This window comes from Clostridium gasigenes (genome assembly GCF_900104115.1).
In the GTDB taxonomy this organism is placed as follows: Bacteria; Bacillota; Clostridia; order Clostridiales; family Clostridiaceae; genus Clostridium; species Clostridium gasigenes.
The window spans coordinates 798,464-814,881 of the sequence record NZ_FNJM01000001.1 but is presented as its reverse complement, the minus strand read 5'-3'; the positions used below and the strand labels follow the sequence as shown (position 1 = coordinate 814,881).

The 16,418-nt window shown below is 25.6% G+C and carries 16 protein-coding genes; 14 read left to right on the top strand and 2 right to left on the bottom strand.

Going from position 1 to position 16,418, the window contains the following annotated elements:
• The first annotated feature begins 77 nt into the window (after window positions 1-77).
• The 5 genes from BLS77_RS03990 to BLS77_RS03970 all read left to right on the top strand — a co-directional run bounded on the left by BLS77_RS03990 (window position 78) and on the right by BLS77_RS03970 (window position 6,738).
• Window positions 78-1,256 carry an exonuclease SbcCD subunit D gene (locus tag BLS77_RS03990; protein ID WP_089966082.1) on the top strand — a complete coding sequence of 393 codons (1,179 nt, stop codon included), beginning with the start codon at window positions 78-80 and terminating at the stop codon, window positions 1,254-1,256.
• Window positions 1,257-1,258: 2 nt separating this feature from the next.
• Complete coding sequence (locus tag BLS77_RS03985; RefSeq protein ID WP_089966080.1) at window positions 1,259-4,423, top strand: AAA family ATPase; 3,165 nt, start codon at window positions 1,259-1,261, stop codon at window positions 4,421-4,423.
• A gap of 69 nt (window positions 4,424-4,492) precedes the next feature.
• Window positions 4,493-5,413, top strand: coding sequence for a hypothetical protein (locus BLS77_RS03980; protein ID WP_089966078.1), 921 nt, complete (start codon window positions 4,493-4,495; stop codon window positions 5,411-5,413).
• 185 nt (window positions 5,414-5,598) lie between these two features.
• Window positions 5,599-6,417 carry a ZIP family metal transporter gene (locus BLS77_RS03975; protein WP_089966076.1) on the top strand — a complete coding sequence of 273 codons (819 nt, stop codon included), beginning with the start codon at window positions 5,599-5,601 and terminating at the stop codon, window positions 6,415-6,417.
• Window positions 6,418-6,543: 126 nt separating this feature from the next.
• Window positions 6,544-6,738, top strand: a complete 195-nt coding sequence (locus BLS77_RS03970; RefSeq protein WP_089966074.1) for a hypothetical protein — start codon at window positions 6,544-6,546, stop codon at window positions 6,736-6,738.
• Window positions 6,739-6,813: 75 nt separating this feature from the next.
• Here the strand turns inward: BLS77_RS03970 and BLS77_RS03965 are convergent, their stop codons facing one another.
• The gene (locus BLS77_RS03965) at window positions 6,814-7,251 is read right to left on the bottom strand and encodes a GatB/YqeY domain-containing protein (protein WP_089966072.1); all 438 of its coding nucleotides are present in this window, start codon (window positions 7,249-7,251) and stop codon (window positions 6,814-6,816) included.
• Window positions 7,252-7,662: 411 nt separating this feature from the next.
• Between BLS77_RS03965 and BLS77_RS03960 the strand changes: the two genes are divergently transcribed.
• A complete protein-coding gene (locus tag BLS77_RS03960) occupies window positions 7,663-8,565 on the top strand; it encodes a cation diffusion facilitator family transporter (protein WP_089966070.1) in 903 nt (300 codons plus the stop codon).
• 80 nt (window positions 8,566-8,645) lie between these two features.
• Here BLS77_RS03960 and BLS77_RS03955 read toward each other — a convergent pair whose 3' ends face one another.
• Complete coding sequence (locus BLS77_RS03955) at window positions 8,646-8,870, bottom strand: hypothetical protein (protein ID WP_089966068.1); 225 nt, start codon at window positions 8,868-8,870, stop codon at window positions 8,646-8,648.
• A gap of 171 nt (window positions 8,871-9,041) precedes the next feature.
• On the opposite strand from BLS77_RS03955, the gene BLS77_RS03950 reads away from it, so the two are divergent.
• From BLS77_RS03950 to BLS77_RS03915, 8 genes are all read left to right on the top strand, one after another.
• Window positions 9,042-9,836: a RelA/SpoT domain-containing protein gene (locus BLS77_RS03950; protein WP_089966066.1), complete on the top strand. Its 795-nt coding sequence runs from the start codon at window positions 9,042-9,044 to the stop codon at window positions 9,834-9,836.
• A 182-nt stretch (window positions 9,837-10,018) separates the two neighbouring features.
• Window positions 10,019-11,683 carry a ribonuclease J gene (locus BLS77_RS03945; protein WP_089966064.1) on the top strand — a complete coding sequence of 555 codons (1,665 nt, stop codon included), beginning with the start codon at window positions 10,019-10,021 and terminating at the stop codon, window positions 11,681-11,683.
• Window positions 11,684-11,952: 269 nt separating this feature from the next.
• Window positions 11,953-12,339 (top strand): hypothetical protein, encoded by a 387-nt coding sequence (locus tag BLS77_RS03940; protein ID WP_089966062.1) that lies wholly within the window; start codon window positions 11,953-11,955, stop codon window positions 12,337-12,339.
• A 175-nt stretch (window positions 12,340-12,514) separates the two neighbouring features.
• Window positions 12,515-13,363, top strand: a complete 849-nt coding sequence (locus tag BLS77_RS03935; RefSeq protein WP_423231024.1) for a TerC/Alx family metal homeostasis membrane protein — start codon at window positions 12,515-12,517, stop codon at window positions 13,361-13,363.
• A gap of 85 nt (window positions 13,364-13,448) precedes the next feature.
• A complete protein-coding gene (locus BLS77_RS03930) occupies window positions 13,449-14,153 on the top strand; it encodes a 3'-5' exonuclease (RefSeq protein ID WP_089966059.1) in 705 nt (234 codons plus the stop codon).
• A 201-nt stretch (window positions 14,154-14,354) separates the two neighbouring features.
• Window positions 14,355-14,708, top strand: a complete 354-nt coding sequence (locus tag BLS77_RS03925) for a DUF6508 domain-containing protein (protein ID WP_089966057.1) — start codon at window positions 14,355-14,357, stop codon at window positions 14,706-14,708.
• Between the two features lie 230 nt (window positions 14,709-14,938).
• Window positions 14,939-15,877: a DUF6414 family protein gene (locus BLS77_RS03920; RefSeq protein WP_089966055.1), complete on the top strand. Its 939-nt coding sequence runs from the start codon at window positions 14,939-14,941 to the stop codon at window positions 15,875-15,877.
• Window positions 15,878-15,955: 78 nt separating this feature from the next.
• The gene (locus tag BLS77_RS03915; RefSeq protein WP_089966053.1) at window positions 15,956-16,417 is read left to right on the top strand and encodes a hypothetical protein; all 462 of its coding nucleotides are present in this window, start codon (window positions 15,956-15,958) and stop codon (window positions 16,415-16,417) included.
• Window position 16,418: the final 1 nt, after the last annotated feature.

Here is a 16,418-nt window from a genome sequence, read left to right as displayed (position 1 = left end):
CCTAAAATTCACAAAAAAATATAAATATGATAAAATTATAATTATATTTAAAGTATATACTTTGGAGGTTTTAATATATGAAAATATTTCATACAGCAGATTGGCATATAGGTAAATTAGTCAACGGGTTCTATATGACAGAAGACCAAGAATTTGTAATTGATCAACTTTTTGAAAAAATTAAAACAGAAAAACCTGATGTTGTGTTAATAGCAGGTGATTTATATGATAGATCAGTGCCACCAGTTCAAGCAATAGAATTGTTAAATAGAATATTTGATAAAATAGTTAGAGGTTTAAAAACACCTATAATAGCATTAGCTGGAAATCATGATAGTAATGAAAGATTAAATTTTGGAAGTGTCCTATTAAAAGGAAGTGGATTATATATAAGTGGTAATTTAAAAAGAAATATTGAAAAGATAACTTTAACAGATGAATATGGGCCTGTTAATTTCTACCCAATTCCATATGCAGATCCACCAATTGTAAGAGATTTATTTGATGATAATTTAATCAAAACACATAATGATGCAATGAATAAGATTGTAAATTCAATAAAACAAACTCTAAATACTAAGGAACGGAATATTGTTATGGCGCATGGATATGTTACCTATAGTAAAAATGATAAAGAAGAATTAGTTATATTAGAGGAAAGTGACTCAGAAAAACCTTTATCAATAGGAGGAACTGATCTTATAAATTCATCTTGTTTTGAGGGCTTCAATTATACAGCTTTAGGCCATTTACATGGGCCTCAAAAGGTTGGAAGTAATAAAATTAGATATTCAGGCTCTTTATTAAAATATTCTTTTTCAGAAATAAAACAAAAAAAAGGAATAACAATTGTAAATATAGATAGTAACGGTGAAATTGAAATCGAGTTGTCTGAATTTAAGCCAAGAAAAGATTTTAGAATAATTACTGGAGAACTACAGCAATTATTAAAAGAAAATGTAGTAGCACTAGAAAATAAAGATGATTATATAAAGGCAATACTAAAAGATACCGGAGAACTTTTAGATCCAATGGCAAAGCTTAGAAGTGTTTATCCAAATGTTATGGAGTTAGTTAGAGAAGATAGACTTAAAGCTTCATTAAATAATAAGGTTGTAGCAAGTAATATAAATGAGAAATCAAAGTTTGATTTATTTCAAAATTTTTATGAAGATATTATTGGGGAAGAGTGCTCATTAGAAGAGATAGAAGTAATTAAAAAAGTGATAACCAAAGCTCAAAAAGGGTGTGAATGATAATGAAGTTGCAAAAATTAATAATAACAGGGTTTGGACCTTATGCATCAAGACAGGAATTAGACTTTGAAGAAAACCTTAAAGGAAAGAATATGTTTGTTATTACAGGAAATACTGGAGCAGGAAAAACAACAATATTTGATGCAATTAATTTTTCTCTTTATGGAGAGCCAAGTGGAAGCGACAGAGAAAGTAAGTCTTTAAGAAGTGACTTCGCAGAAGCAGATACTAAAACAGAAGTGGAAATTTTCTTTTCACTAAGAGAGAAGGAGTATCATGTTACAAGAACTCCTTCCTATTTTAAACCTAAAAAAAATGGGGATGGGTTCACAGAAAGTAAGCCAACAGCAGAACTAAGAATTATAGGGGGCAAAACCATCACAGGGTCTAAAGAAGTAACTAGAGAAATAGAAAGTATTCTTGGTATAAGTTCAGAACAGTTTAAACAATTAGTTATGATTCCCCAAGGAGAGTTTAAAAAACTTTTGAACTCCAAAAGTGATGAAAAGGAAGCAATTTTCAGAAAGATATTTGGAACAGAAATATTTGAAAAAATTCAAAGGGATATAAAGGAGCAATCAATCAAACTAAAAAAGACTATAGAGCAAGTAGAAAGGGATCGATTAGGAAAAATAAGGAGCTTTATTTGTAAAGAAAAAGATGAGGAATTATTTAGGATTATAAATGCAGACAATCTTAATATAGAGGTTATTATGAAAAGTTTTAATAGATTTACAGAAAATGATAAAGAAGACCAACTTCTATTAGAAAATCAAATAAATAGTATTAATAAAGTTATAGAAGAAACATCTAGAAGTTTAACTATTGGAGAGGAAACAAATAATAAATTTATAAGCTTAGAAAATAATAAAGAAGAGTTAGATGATTTAACTAAGCTGATTAAAGAATTTGAAGAAAAAACAGTAGCATTAGATAGAGGAAGAAAAGCAATAAGTGTTAAAGTTTATGAAGATAAGTATAATGAGAAAAATATTTATTTAAAAAAGGTTAAGGAAGAAATATTAGAAATAGAACAGAAAATAGAAAGTTATAAAGATAGTAGTTTAAAGGCAACTGAGCAATTTAGACTTCAGCAAGGCAAAGAAAAAGAGAAAGATCAGTTAATAAAAGATATAGATGAAAACCTAAGATTAAAAACAAAGGTATTAGAACACGAGAAAATATTTAATAAGGTTAATAAATTTTCAATAGAAGTAGAAACATTAAAAAATAAAATTAAAGAAATAGAATTAAATAAAGAAGAAAATACTTCTAATATCAATAAATTTAGCAAAGATATAGAAAAAATCAATTTAGCTAAAGAAGAAAAAGGTAAATTAGAAGCTGAAAAATTAGAATACACTAATAAAAATTTAAAACTAAATACCTTAAGTAATAGTATTAATCAATGGAATATAAATTATAAAAAACATTTAACTGAAAGAATTATGTTTAAAAAATTAGAAGAGCAGTTTAATAAAGAAAAATCGCAAACTGAGAGCTTAGAAGATACATTAAGGAAAAGTCAGGCAGGGTTAATTGCTTTAGGATTAGAAGACGGGATTTGCTGCCCTGTGTGTGGATCATCTAATCATCCCAAATTAGCAAAATTAGCAAATAGTGAAATAACTGAAGAGTATGTAAATAATAGTAAAGATTCACTAGAAAAAATAAGAGCGGTAAAAGAAAATAAACTAACAGAGTTAACAGATATTAATTCTACCTTAAAATCTATAAAAGAGAATTCTATAGATATACTATCTAGTGAACTGCTAAATAAAGGGTTACTTAATAATAATCAAGTAACTGAGGCTCAATACGAGAATTTACAAGAAATAAAAGTTGAAGTAATAGCTCTTATAAATAATAATAATTTTGTTTTATTAGAACTTAAAAGTAAAATCGAAATATTAAATAATGTTATCATAAAAGAGAATCATAAAATAAATGAAAAACAAAGAAGAGAAAAAGATAATGAATTATTAAGAGAAGAATTAAAAGTTAGAAATGAGGAATATATTCTTAATGAAGGAAGTTTAAGAGTTCTAATTAATAACCTAGATAATATTAAAAATGAATTTAAAGGTGAAATGAGAACTTTAAAAGAATTAGATATTATTGAAAATAGTTTAACTATAAAAATAAGAAAACTTAAAAGTGATTATGATGAATCTGAAAATATTTTTAACATTTCAAAAACTTTACTAGATCAAGAAATGGGTAGCTATAAGAAAGCTAAGCAAGTTAGAAATTTAGCAGAGGAAGAGTTAAAAGAAGCTTTAACAATATTTAAAGAAAAAGTTTTAGATTTAGGATTTGAAAATTATAAGGATTATAAACTATGTATGTTATTAGAGCTTGAAATAGCTAGTTTAAATAAAGAAATTAATAATTTCAATTCTAAATTAGCAGCAACACAAAAATTATACGAAGTTTCCTTAAAGGACGTTCATGGAAAAGTAATAGTTGACTTAGCAATAATTAAAGGTAAATTAAATGAAGAAATTAATAATAGGATAGAGTTATTGGAAAAAAGCAAAGAATTATTTTCTAGAATAAGAAATAATTCTTCAGTAATTGAACTATGTGAAAAATATAATAAGGAAATAGAAATAGATGAAAAGGAATATAAAACTGTAGGGAAGCTTTCTAATATTATTAATGGAGATAACCCTAAGAAAATAAGTTTTGAAAGATATGTTCTAGCTGCATATTTTGAGGATATAATTAAGGCCTCAAATATTAGATTTAATAAGATGACTTCAAATAGATTTGAACTTCTAAGAAAACAAATTGTAGGAGATATGAGAAAAGGTCAAGGGTTAGACCTTGAAGTATTTGATAACTATACAGGAAAATCAAGAGATATAAAAACACTATCTGGAGGAGAAAGTTTTAAGGCATCTTTATCAATGGCACTTGGACTTGCAGACATAGTTCAAGCACATGCTGGCGGAATTCAACTAGATACAATGTTTATAGATGAAGGGTTTGGAACCTTGGATCCAGAATCCCTAGATAATGCCATAGAATGTTTAATAGACCTTCAAAATGACGGTAGATTAGTTGGTGTAATATCTCATGTAGAGGAATTAAAAGAAAGAATAGATGCAAGATTAGAAATAAGCTTAACAAACAAAGGGAGCAAAGCTCAATTTAAAGTTTAATTTTATTATTGTATATTCAATTTAGTACATGATATATTAATTACAAAAGTTTTAAAGGAGTGAAATGTATTGGATAAATCAATTGAAATACTTTGTGCAGTAACTTGTACATATGAAAATAAAAAACTCGCTATCATCTGTCCCGTGGGAAAAATTATAGATAGTTTAGAAAACTTTAATCCTGAATACTTAGCTAATAGGTTTTCTGGAGATGTTAATAAAGCGTATTCTATTGATTCATTAGTTGAAATAGAACAAATGATAGCACCTATAGTAAATAGATTTGGTAAAATACCTGATAGATCCTATGCAACTATTGCTGGAATAAGAAATGTAGAAACTGGTGAGGATATGCCACATTTAAAAAATAAAATAGATGAACTATATAATATAGAACAGGAGTTAGAAGATTGTGGATATAATACTTACGGTGTTTTTTATATTGAACATAATATAGAAGAATTTACAGATGAAAATGATATTCCATTTAGTGAAGATCGTGCATTAATGAAAGTAAGCTGTGCGGATTATAATTTAGAGGGATTAATTAATGAGGTAAGAGAAAATTATATCAGTGATATTCCAACATCAACTATACCAATCCTATTTAATGAATGTTTTATTGACCAGGAATATTATAATATTATAGGAAAAGATAGAATTTTAAATATGAAAGATATAAATAATTTTTTTAGTAATGTGCAAGAAGGAAGCTTATATATTCCATTCGCTAGAAAGGATATATATGATACCCTTAGTCTAGCAAATGGAGAAAAAATTAAATTAAATTCAATTAATACTGGTGAAATGGAATTTGATAAAAATAACGAATATGGAATATCTGTTGATTTAATAGATAATAAATATATTTTCAATCAAGTTGAATATGTTTTTCATGAAAATAACAAAAAATATAGCATTAGTATTTTAGAAGAAAGTGAAGATTTAACAAATAAAATAATATATATAATAGAAAAATTTAAAAAGTAAGTACTTGTACTGACTTAGAATAATAATTAATAAATAGTACATTTTCTAAAATAAGTAAAGTGTTTTCTATTTTAAGAAATATTGAATTATAGTTAGCAGTAATTAAGGGTTTATGTAACAATTAGAGTATTATAAGTATATTATATAATATATTTAATTAACAATATACTTAGGAGGACTAGTTAGTGGACTGGTTTATAAATTTAAATCCTGTACTTCAAGGATTACTTGCAACTATATTTACTTGGGGAATAACTGCATTGGGAGCATCAATAGTATTTTTCTTTAAAAAGGTTGATAAAAAAATTCTTAATACTATGTTAGGTTTTGCAGCAGGCGTAATGATAGCTGCTAGTTTTTGGTCACTTTTAAACCCAGCAATAGAGCTTAGTGAAGAATTAGGTCAGAGTGGTTTTATAATTCCTGGAATAGGTTTCTTTTTAGGCGGAATATTTATTATTTTTGCTGATAAGCTAATGGATAAATATTCATATGGAGTTATAATAAAGAGGAAATTACAATTAGAAACACCAAAATCTCAACAATATAAAAAAAGTATACTATTAGTTTTGGCAGTAACACTTCATAATATTCCAGAAGGATTGGCTGTAGGAGTTGCTTTTGGAGGAGTAGCCGTTGGTATTCCAGGAACAACGTTAATTGCGGCCATGACTTTAGCACTTGGTATAGGTCTACAGAACTTTCCAGAGGGGGCAGCCGTTTCATTGCCATTAAGGAGAGAGGGACTTTCAAGAAGTAAGAGTTTCTTTTATGGACAAGCATCTGGATTAGTTGAACCAATAGCTGGAGTAATAGGCGTTATTGCAGCTATAACAATGAGAAGTATTCTTCCCCTTTTATTAGCATTTTCTGCTGGTGCAATGATAGCAGTAGTTGGATCAGAACTACTTCCCGAAGCATCAATGGAAAATAAAAATCTAACAACTATAGGGCTAATTTTAGGCTTTTTAGTTATGATGGTGTTAGATGTAGCATTAGGTTAGTAAAATAAGCTCAATGGTAGTTATTAAAAAAATGCTAACTACCATTGGCTTATTTAAAAAGAGATTTTATAATATTAGCTGAAGTGGTATAATAAAAGGGAAATAATTATGATAGGAGAGAAAATTATGAACGAAAGAGATAAGTTATATAAAGAAATATTATCAAGTATGACTGGAAAAATATATGTAGAAGGTAAGTATACTTATGTACCATTTGATGAGGATGTAATAGAAATTGAAAAAAAATTCAAAAGTGACAAAGAAGTAATAGAATATATTATAGATAATAATATATTTGAAGAAATGCAAGACGAAGACTAAAATAATTAGATTAATTATTAAAACTCCCAATAGATAAATATATTATTTATCTATTGGGAGTTTATTGATATTTTGCTATCCTAAAAGAGTTTTAACCATTGGGTTAATTTTTGCTCTATCAAATTTCCCATTAACCTTTGGCATAATTTCTTTCATTATTTTCCCCATATCTGATGCCGTATAATTCCCATTAGTTATAATTTCTTGAAGCATTGAATTAACATCTTCATCACTTATTTGTGCTGGAAGATAAGGTGTTAATAATTCTATTGCAAAATTTCCTTCAGCAATTTTTTCTTCATGATTTAATTGAATAGCATATTGCAATGCTTCTTTTAATTGTTTTATATGCTTTTCAATTATTTTTATTATTCCTTCATCAGAAATAGTTTCTCTTTCATTTACTTCAAAGGATTTGATATCAGCATTTACTAATCTTAAAACACTTACTGTTGCCTTATCTCTTGCCTTCATTGCAGTTATTTCATTTTTCTTTAATAATTCTTTTAACATTTTAAAAACCTCTTTCATATTTAGTAATTATTATTAGTTACTGTGTATTAATAGAATAACATCTTAATTATACATAATAAACCTGTTACTGTTAAGTCTTTTATAGAATGAATTTAAGATACGCTTAAGAACATCTATATTTTTATAAAGACATTTAACAAAAGTTATCTATTTTATATAATTAAAAGATAGATTTAATTATTATATATACTGAAATTGCAATAAACAGCATAAAAGATATAAGGATTTGTATTATTATCATAAAATAAGAGTACTTTTATGCTTTTTGGAAAAAATACTATGTAAAAAAATAAGCGTATTAGTAGAAGTTATACAACCCTTAAGTGAGTTAATAAATCTATCTAATTGTTATATTATATTAGTATAATATAAATTAGATAGAGGTGTATCATGAAAACAGAAAATAAGTTATTAAAGTTCTCAGCTGCAGGTGGATTATTTTTCGCTCTTGTTGGTATAGGATGGGGATTATTTATAGATTCAGAAATGATTATGTTTGATGGAGTATATTCTTTAATAAGTTTATTCTTATCAATAATATCAATAGTTATATGTAAGTTTATAGCTAAAAATGATAAAGTTAATTTCCCTTTTGGAAAGAAAGCATTAGAACCAATGGTTGTAGCTTTTAAATCAATTGTACTTATAATAATGTGTTTTATAACATTAAGTAATGCTATAAAAACAATACGTACTGGAGGTAATCCTGTAGATACAGGATTTGCTCTAATCTACGCTATATTATCAGTAATTGGATGTGGGTTAATTTATTCTTATATGAAATCTAAAGGACAAAAATTAAATTCAGATATAATTAAGGCTGAGAGTAGCCAATGGTTAATGGATACAGCAATTAGTGCTGGTGTATTATTAGGATTTATTATTCTCTTAATTATAAAAAACACTAAATTATATTACTTAACTATATATATAGATCCAGTAATGGTTATTATAACTTCAATTATTTTCTTGAAAGTTCCTATTTCACAGTTTATAAGAGTGTTTAAGGAAATAATTTTAGTAAAGGCTAATGATGAAATTAATGATGAAATATACGTAATTGTTAAAGATATTCAAAAGGAATATAACTTTGAAGATTCTATTACTAGAGTTAGCAAAATGGGAAGCTCCTTACGAATAGAAATAGATTTTATATTTAACGGAGAATCTAAAATGGAATCATTAGAAGAAATGGATAAAGTAAGAGAAAAAATTGATAAAGAAACTAATCATATAAAATATGAAAAATGGCTAAACGTCTCATTTACTGGAAATAAGAAATGGGCAATTTAAGTTATTAGAAAAGCAGAACAAATTTGTTCTGCTTTTTTATTTTTATAATAGTTATGTACTGAAAAAAATCTAACTATAGACTACAAATCATTATTAATAATTTTTACGCCTGCCTCTTCATCTGAAATAGGAATAAGAACATCTTTAAAAAATCCACTTTCTTTCTTAGCATAAAATGAGATATCGGATCCAACTTTATAACTACCTATGTATTCATTATTATATACTTTGTACTTTGTACCACTGAATGATACTCCTACATAGTAATTTTTTTTTGCTTTAGTAATAATTAATCTATATAACAACTAATATTCACCTCACATTTTTATCTACATAATTATTATCGTCAATAACTAAAAAATATTAACATATTTATAAAAAAAATATAAAGTAAGGAAAAAAGTCCTACTATACTAATAATATAGATTATAATAAAATTATATTTAGAAAAATATAATTTAAGTGAGGTATCCATAATGGAAAATATTTTTAAAATAGAAGAATTCTTAGAAAAATATTCTTATTCAAAAGATATTATAGAAATAAATAATATAAATATAAAAAATTTGAGTGATATATATGAAGATTATATTAGCTATAGACACTCTTATGAAAATCAAGCAAATTTTATAGCGAATATATTACGTAGTGAAGGAACTATTCATTCTGTTAAATCTAGAATTAAAGAGCCAGAACGCCTAATAGAAAAAATTATTAGGAAAACTCAAGATAGAAAAATCAAATATGGAAACGACTTTGAATTTACTATTAATAATTACAAAAATGAAATTAATGATTTAATTGGTATAAGAGTTATACATATATTTAAAGAGCAGTGGGAAGATATTCATGACTTTATTATAAACACATGGAAAATTATAGAGATTACTGCAAATGTGAGGGATGGTGATAATACAGAAATATTCGATGATTTAGGAATAGAAGTGAGATCAAGGGCATCAGGATATCGCTCTGTTCACTATTTGGTAGAGTTTTATCCAACAAGCCAAAAGGTTATTGCCGAAATACAAGTGCGAACAATATTTGAAGAAGGATATGGTGAAATAGATCATATATTAAGATATTCTCATAATGACATTCCAAACATACTAAAATCTAATTTGCTTCTTTTTAATAGAATAGCAGGAAGTGCAGATGAAATGGCATCTTTAATTAGTAGATTTAGTAAAGAGTGGAGTGAAAAGGAGTTAGAATATAAACTGCTTTTAAAAGAAAAGGATAAAGAAATAGAAAAATTAAAAAGAATCTAATTCTCAAATAGACTCATAAGAAATAAATTTTATCAAATCTAACCGCTTCAATATCATTTATTCAAATGGTTGTATCAAAATAAATTAGTGGTTTAAAAAAACACGACATAATAAAGAATAAGATTAGACTTACTTAGATAAAATAGAAGTATGAAATTTGAAAAAGTAAGGAGTGTATAGATTTGATAGAACAAAAGAAAATAAAAGTTATACCACTTGGAGGCCTTGGGGAAATAGGTAAAAATATTACCGTATTTGAATATGATAATGAGATAATTGTTTTAGACTGTGGTCTTGCTTTTCCCGATGAGGATATGTATGGAGTAGATCTTATAATTCCAGATGTTACATATTTGCTTAAAAATATTGATAAAGTAAAAGGTATCTTTTTAACTCATGGTCACGAGGACCATATAGGTGCATTGCCTTATATTTTAAAACAATTTAATGTGCCTATTTATGGAACTAATTTAACACTAGGAATAGTAGCGAATAAGCTTATTGAACATGAAATTTCAGATAAGTGTACTCTTTGCAAAGTAAATCCGGGAGATATAATTGAGCTAGAAAAAATCAAAGTAGAATTTATTCAAAGTACTCATAGCATTGCAGACTCATGCTTTATAGCTATAACTACACCTGTTGGAACAATACTACATACTGGAGATTTTAAAATTGATTATACTCCTATTGATGGAAAGGTTATAGATTTAAAACGTATTGCTGAAATTGGAAAGCAAGGTGTTTTATTATTAATGGCAGATAGTACGAATGTAGAGCGCAGAGGTCACACAATGTCTGAAAAATCCATAGGTACAACATTGACAAGAATAATTGCAAAGGCAGAAGGTCGTGTAATTGTTGCAACATTTGCATCTAATATTCATAGAATACAACAAATTATAGATTCATCTATTCTATTTGGAAGAAAGATTGTCTTTAGTGGTCGTAGTATGGAAAATATGTCAAAGGTTGCAATAGAACTTGGATATTTACATATACCAGAAGGGATAGAAATATCACTTGATGATCTTGATAAACATAGACCAAATGATATTACTATTATTACAACCGGAAGCCAAGGTGAACCAATGGCTGGTCTTTATAGAATTGCCTTTGATAATCATAGAAAGATTAAAATAGAGACCAATGACTTATATATAATATCAGCATCACCAATACCTGGAAATGATAAAATGATATCTAAGGTTATTAATCAATTATTTAAAAATGGAGCTGATGTAATTTATGAGGATTTAGAAGATATACATGTGTCAGGGCATGCATATCAAGAAGAATTAAAACTAATTCATACTCTTGTTCATCCAAGATATTTTATGCCGGTACATGGCGAATATAGACATTTGAAACATCATAGTGATTTAGCTCAAAATCTAGGATTACCTAAATCTAATATATTTATATTAGAAAATGGCGAAGTTTTATCTATTGATGAGGAAAGTGCTAATGTAACAGGTAAGGTTAAAACAGGAAGAATATTTGTAGATGGGTTAGGGGTTGGAGATGTAGGTTCTTTAGTTTTGAGGGATAGAAGATTTTTAGCACAAGATGGAATGGTAACAATTGTTGTAACAATAGAAAGGGATACGTATAGTATTAGTGCAGGACCAGATATAATTACTAAAGGTTTTGTTTATGTTAAAGAAGCAGAAGAGATATTAAGTAATATTAAAAACATAGCAAGAAGTGAACTAGAAAAATGCTTAGATGATAAAATAATAGAGTGGTATATAATTAAACTTAATATAAAAAAAGCAGTTGAAAAATATATATATGAAGTAACAAAAAGAAGACCTAGTATAATTCCTATTATCATGGAAATATAGTAATAGGGTATATACTAAATTATAGAAAAAATAGAGGTAACTCTTAAAATATTAGTAACCTATTGAAATTATAAATTGCACCTATGTAATATTAATTACATAGGTGTTTTTTACTATAATTAAGAAATATATAGGTTTTAATAAAATGTAAATAGAAAAAGTAATAGAAAAATATAGTATAAGTGTGGTAAAATATTGATAAAGTATAATTTATATGCTTTTAGATAAAATATTATTCTGCTAATTTAAAAGTTAAGGGGGTAATCAAAATGAGTAAAGTTATTAGCTGTTCACTTATAATTAAGGACGATTTTAATAATGTATTAATTATTCAGAGGAAGGTTAAAAAAGGACAACCTAAGGTATGGAGTCTTCTAAACAGAGAGATTAAAGGAAAAGAAACAATAGAAAAATGTCTTGAAAAAATTGCCAAAGATGATTTGAAAGGTATTGTTTTTAATTTCACGCCTTTTAAGGAATTTACTATAAATGAGAATGCTATAAATACATCGTATACAGGTATAATAAAAGAAAGCATTATATTACATAAAGATATTATAGGCAGTAAATGGATAAATAAAAGAGTATTAGATGAATATGACTTCGCAAAAGATAATAAAGAAATATTATTAGAGTTTTTTGAGAGCATAAAATAATATAATTTAATATATTAGAGGATCTAAAAGCTAATCATTTATAAACTATAGGTGGTTAGCCTAATTATATTGAAATTTAATTAGGTGTACAAATAAATAGAATTATTCATATAGGTACTTATATTCTCATATAAATATTTAGTAATATTTAATAAGGAAGTATGTTTATATGAAAATAAAAAAGGAAAAACATTTTACTAAACTAGCCTTTTGGGTTACCTTATCAATAATTTTCAATTTGTTTATTTACATAGCTAGAGGAGAGCAGGCTGCAGTAGAATATTTTGGAGGTTATATAATTGAGATGTCATTAAGTTTGGATAATTTATTTTTATTCTTAATGATATTTAGTTCATTTGGAATATCATTAATATATCAAGAAAGAGTATTAAAATATGGAATATTCGGAGCTATGATACTTAGAATGATATTCATAATACTTGGAGTAAAAATAGTTAATAAATTTCATTGGGTTATTTACATATTTGGTTTTTTATTAATATTTAGCGCTTTTAAAATGTTGTTCAAAATGGAACAAGTAAAAGATTTTAAGGAAAATATTATCATTAAAGGATTAAATAGGATAATTCCAGTAACTAGTGAATTAGTTGGAAATAAATTTTTTGTGTTTCAAAACAATGTATTGTGTGCTACCCCGTTATTTGCAATTTTATTAATTATAGAAAGTTCTGATGTAATGTTTGCTTTAGATTCAATACCAGCTATTTTCTCTATAACTACTGATCCTTTTATAGTATATACCTCCAATATATTTGCAATCTTAGGTCTTAGAAGTATGTATTATTTATTATTTAAACTTAATGATAGATTTCAATTTATGAAATATGGAATTATAGTTATTTTAATGTTTACAGGAATAAAACTAATTATTCTATATTTTAATATAGAAATATCAGCTTTAATATCAGTTTTAATAATAATTATAATACTTTTAGGTAGTATTTTATTATCTTTAATTTTTTATGATGAAGATAATAGTAAAAAGTCTAATTCAATCAAATAATAATATAATAAACTGTTTAGAAATTAAAAAAAATTTGCTATACTAGTATTAATATAAAAGAAAGTGGAAACTTAAGGTGAATTACATGGAAAACAAACAACAATATAAAAACTATTATAGATTAAATAAACTGAAAAATAACAAGTCTAATAAAAAAAAGAAAGTTTTAAAAGTTATAAAAATTAATGATAAGTTAACGTCAGAATTTACAAGTATTATATTTTTTGATCTTGAAATGAATTGTAGTTTTCATAAAGAAGAAAATCATGGTGTAGGTGAAACAATATCTATTGGAGCTGTAAAGTATAAGATTAGTACTGAAGAAACAACAGATTTTTACTCAATTATTAGGCCAACCTTTAATAATGTTATGAGTTCTAAGATAATTGAATTAACAAATTTACTTCAGGATGAAGTAAATGAAGCGAAGAGTTTTAAAGAGGTTCTTCTTACATTAGAAGACTGGGTTAAACAAGAAAAATGTATTTTTGTTAGTTGGGGTCCAGATGACATTAGAGTTCTTCTAGGTGACAATGATAGGAACGGATATAAATTAGATATAATTAATACAATAAAAACTAATTTTATTGATTTCCAAAGTGAATATGGACTTCATAGAAAATCTAATCAGGCGATTTCTTTAAAAAATGCCTTAACTTACTATAAAGTTGAATTTGAGGGAAGTCAACATAATGCTTTAGATGATGCACATAATTTATTTAGGGTTTATAAAAAATATAAAGAAGAAATAATTTATATTAACTCTATAGATAATGAGAACTCAAAATAATTATAAAGCTAGTTATTATTTGGAAACTTAATTAGTAAATTTTCAAGATACCTAAAGTGAGATAAATTAGAAATTAAATTTTTTTTATCTCACTTATAATTTTTTCTAATTAATTTAAATATAACTGTTAAAAGATTCAATATTCTGAATATTGTGATATAATATAATTATAGAGTTAATTATATAAGGAGTGTGCATAAAATGAAGAGAAGAATTTGCAAAAAAGGATATGATGAGATTTTAAGCTTCAAAAATAAAATATGTAATGACGACCGCTCAATTGAACATGACTTTATAGAGGTATTATACAAAAATGAATTTGTCTATCCATTTAAAGATTTAAACTATGAAGGCTATTTAAAATACCTTAAATGTTTTGATGATATTTCTGTAATAGAAAATGCAGATGTAGATTGTATTAAGAGGATATGTACTAGTATTATAAGAATTGATAAATTTAATCAAGGTATAATAGCAAAAGCTTTTAGAGATGGTATATTTGAAAAATTAATAATTAGAATTGAAGAAATAGCCTATACTAATTATAGAGTATAGTAAAACGCTCATTCTTGTAAACGTTAAGCAAGCTGGATTCTATTTGAACTAGCTTGCTTTTTATTTATATATATTAACTATACTTAAATTATATTTTATATATTAAATACCTTTATTCCTTTTTATATATGCCTATAATTTTTAGAAATTATTAACTAGTCATTTTTCTATCTATTTTAAAATATATTAAAATATATCTATTATATTTTGTGTTATAAGGAGGTGAATAGATGGGAGATGATTTAGAACTCTTAATTTATTTAGATGAAAATTTAATTAAGAATTTATCATCAGTATTTTTTTACGGGTACATAGACATTAGAACTTATAGAAAAATTAATGATAACTGTATTGATGGTAAACTTCTAGAAGGAAATAAAGAACAATTTTATGATGAAGATAGATATTCAAAAGATATTAGAGAAGGGTACAAAGGAAAGACTTGTAGTGAGGTAGGCACTTATCAAAATAGTATTGAAAATAATAAATCCTTTGAAACTCGTGAAGTTATAAGACAAGAAGAAGAAACAAAGCGGATTTTTACTGTTTTTGCTCTTCATAGACAATTAATAAATGCTATGTATGAAAAGAAAATATTAACAAAAATTAATGAGCTCACTATATGTAATAGAGAGATATCCCAAGGAGAGTATATTAAAATAAGAGGAGATATTACAACAGTTTCCCTTGTTTCTTACTTAGATATTTTAACTGATGTTTTAAAATGTTATGGAACAGAATATCTTGATTCATTATTAATTGATAAAAATTTAGGGAAATTAAACTATACTAAAATTTTAAATATGTTAAATCATTTATTAGAATTATTAACTAAAAACAATACTCAAGATCTTATTATAAAATGTAATAAAGAAACATTAATAGTAACTGTAAATACAAAATTTTTCTTGAATGAAAATTCATCAATTTTTGATAAAGTTAATTGTCCTTGTGAGATATTAGGAAAAATTATGAGAACTTGTTATGACGGGAAAAATTTAAGCCTCCTAAGAAAAACAGCTCAAGTTGAATATTATGAAAAATTAATTAGATCTATTAAACCATTTCTAGATCTATTACAGGATGAAGGTCTTATTTTACCTATTATGCCTGAACTAATAATTAATGATCATTATCTATTAGTAGTTCCTTTAAGTATTTATATTTAAAAATTTAATATAGTATATGATTAATTAAATTTATTATTCACATACTATTAAGTGTAAATACATTTAAGGAGGATATAGATGAAAAAAAATATATTACTTGTGATTCTAATAGCTAGCTTAAACTTTCAGCAATATTCTACTCTTACCTTTAATTCAACTACATTAAATAATCCAATAGAAGGGAATCTAATCTATTATATAAATAAAACTAATATAGAAAGACCTCATGATAAAGAAAAAATTGAGAGTTTTTGGAATAGTGAGAATGAAAGTTTTTTAAGTTCTGAAGAAAAAGAAAAGTTAAATGTATTAAAATGCAAAGTTGAAAGAGGTGAAAATTTAACTGTAGAAGAACGACAAATACTTTCAGAACTTAGAAGTGATACTATAAGGAAAAAACTTGGAGATGCTAGATTTGAAAGATATAAGAAGCTAATTGAAAAAAGAGAGAAACAAGCAAAAGGTCAACTTGAAATAGAACTTAGCAAGGAAGAGAAAACAGAAATTTATAATTTTGAAAAAGAAATAAAAGGTAAATAAA

What these genes read in the sequence shown, in the direction of transcription:
- BLS77_RS03990 (WP_089966082.1), top strand. Translation starts at nt 78, where the DNA reads ATGAAAATATTTCATACAGCAGATTGGCATATAGGTAAATTAGTCAAC.
- BLS77_RS03985 (WP_089966080.1), top strand. Translation starts at nt 1,259, where the DNA reads ATGAAGTTGCAAAAATTAATAATAACAGGGTTTGGACCTTATGCATCA.
- BLS77_RS03970 (WP_089966074.1), top strand. Translation starts at nt 6,544, where the DNA reads ATGAACGAAAGAGATAAGTTATATAAAGAAATATTATCAAGTATGACT.
- BLS77_RS03965 (WP_089966072.1), bottom strand. Translation starts at nt 7,251, where the DNA reads ATGTTAAAAGAATTATTAAAGAAAAATGAAATAACTGCAATGAAGGCA.
- BLS77_RS03960 (WP_089966070.1), top strand. Translation starts at nt 7,663, where the DNA reads ATGAAAACAGAAAATAAGTTATTAAAGTTCTCAGCTGCAGGTGGATTA.
- BLS77_RS03950 (WP_089966066.1), top strand. Translation starts at nt 9,042, where the DNA reads ATGGAAAATATTTTTAAAATAGAAGAATTCTTAGAAAAATATTCTTAT.
- BLS77_RS03940 (WP_089966062.1), top strand. Translation starts at nt 11,953, where the DNA reads ATGAGTAAAGTTATTAGCTGTTCACTTATAATTAAGGACGATTTTAAT.
- BLS77_RS03930 (WP_089966059.1), top strand. Translation starts at nt 13,449, where the DNA reads ATGGAAAACAAACAACAATATAAAAACTATTATAGATTAAATAAACTG.
- BLS77_RS03925 (WP_089966057.1), top strand. Translation starts at nt 14,355, where the DNA reads ATGAAGAGAAGAATTTGCAAAAAAGGATATGATGAGATTTTAAGCTTC.
- BLS77_RS03920 (WP_089966055.1), top strand. Translation starts at nt 14,939, where the DNA reads ATGGGAGATGATTTAGAACTCTTAATTTATTTAGATGAAAATTTAATT.
- BLS77_RS03915 (WP_089966053.1), top strand. Translation starts at nt 15,956, where the DNA reads ATGAAAAAAAATATATTACTTGTGATTCTAATAGCTAGCTTAAACTTT.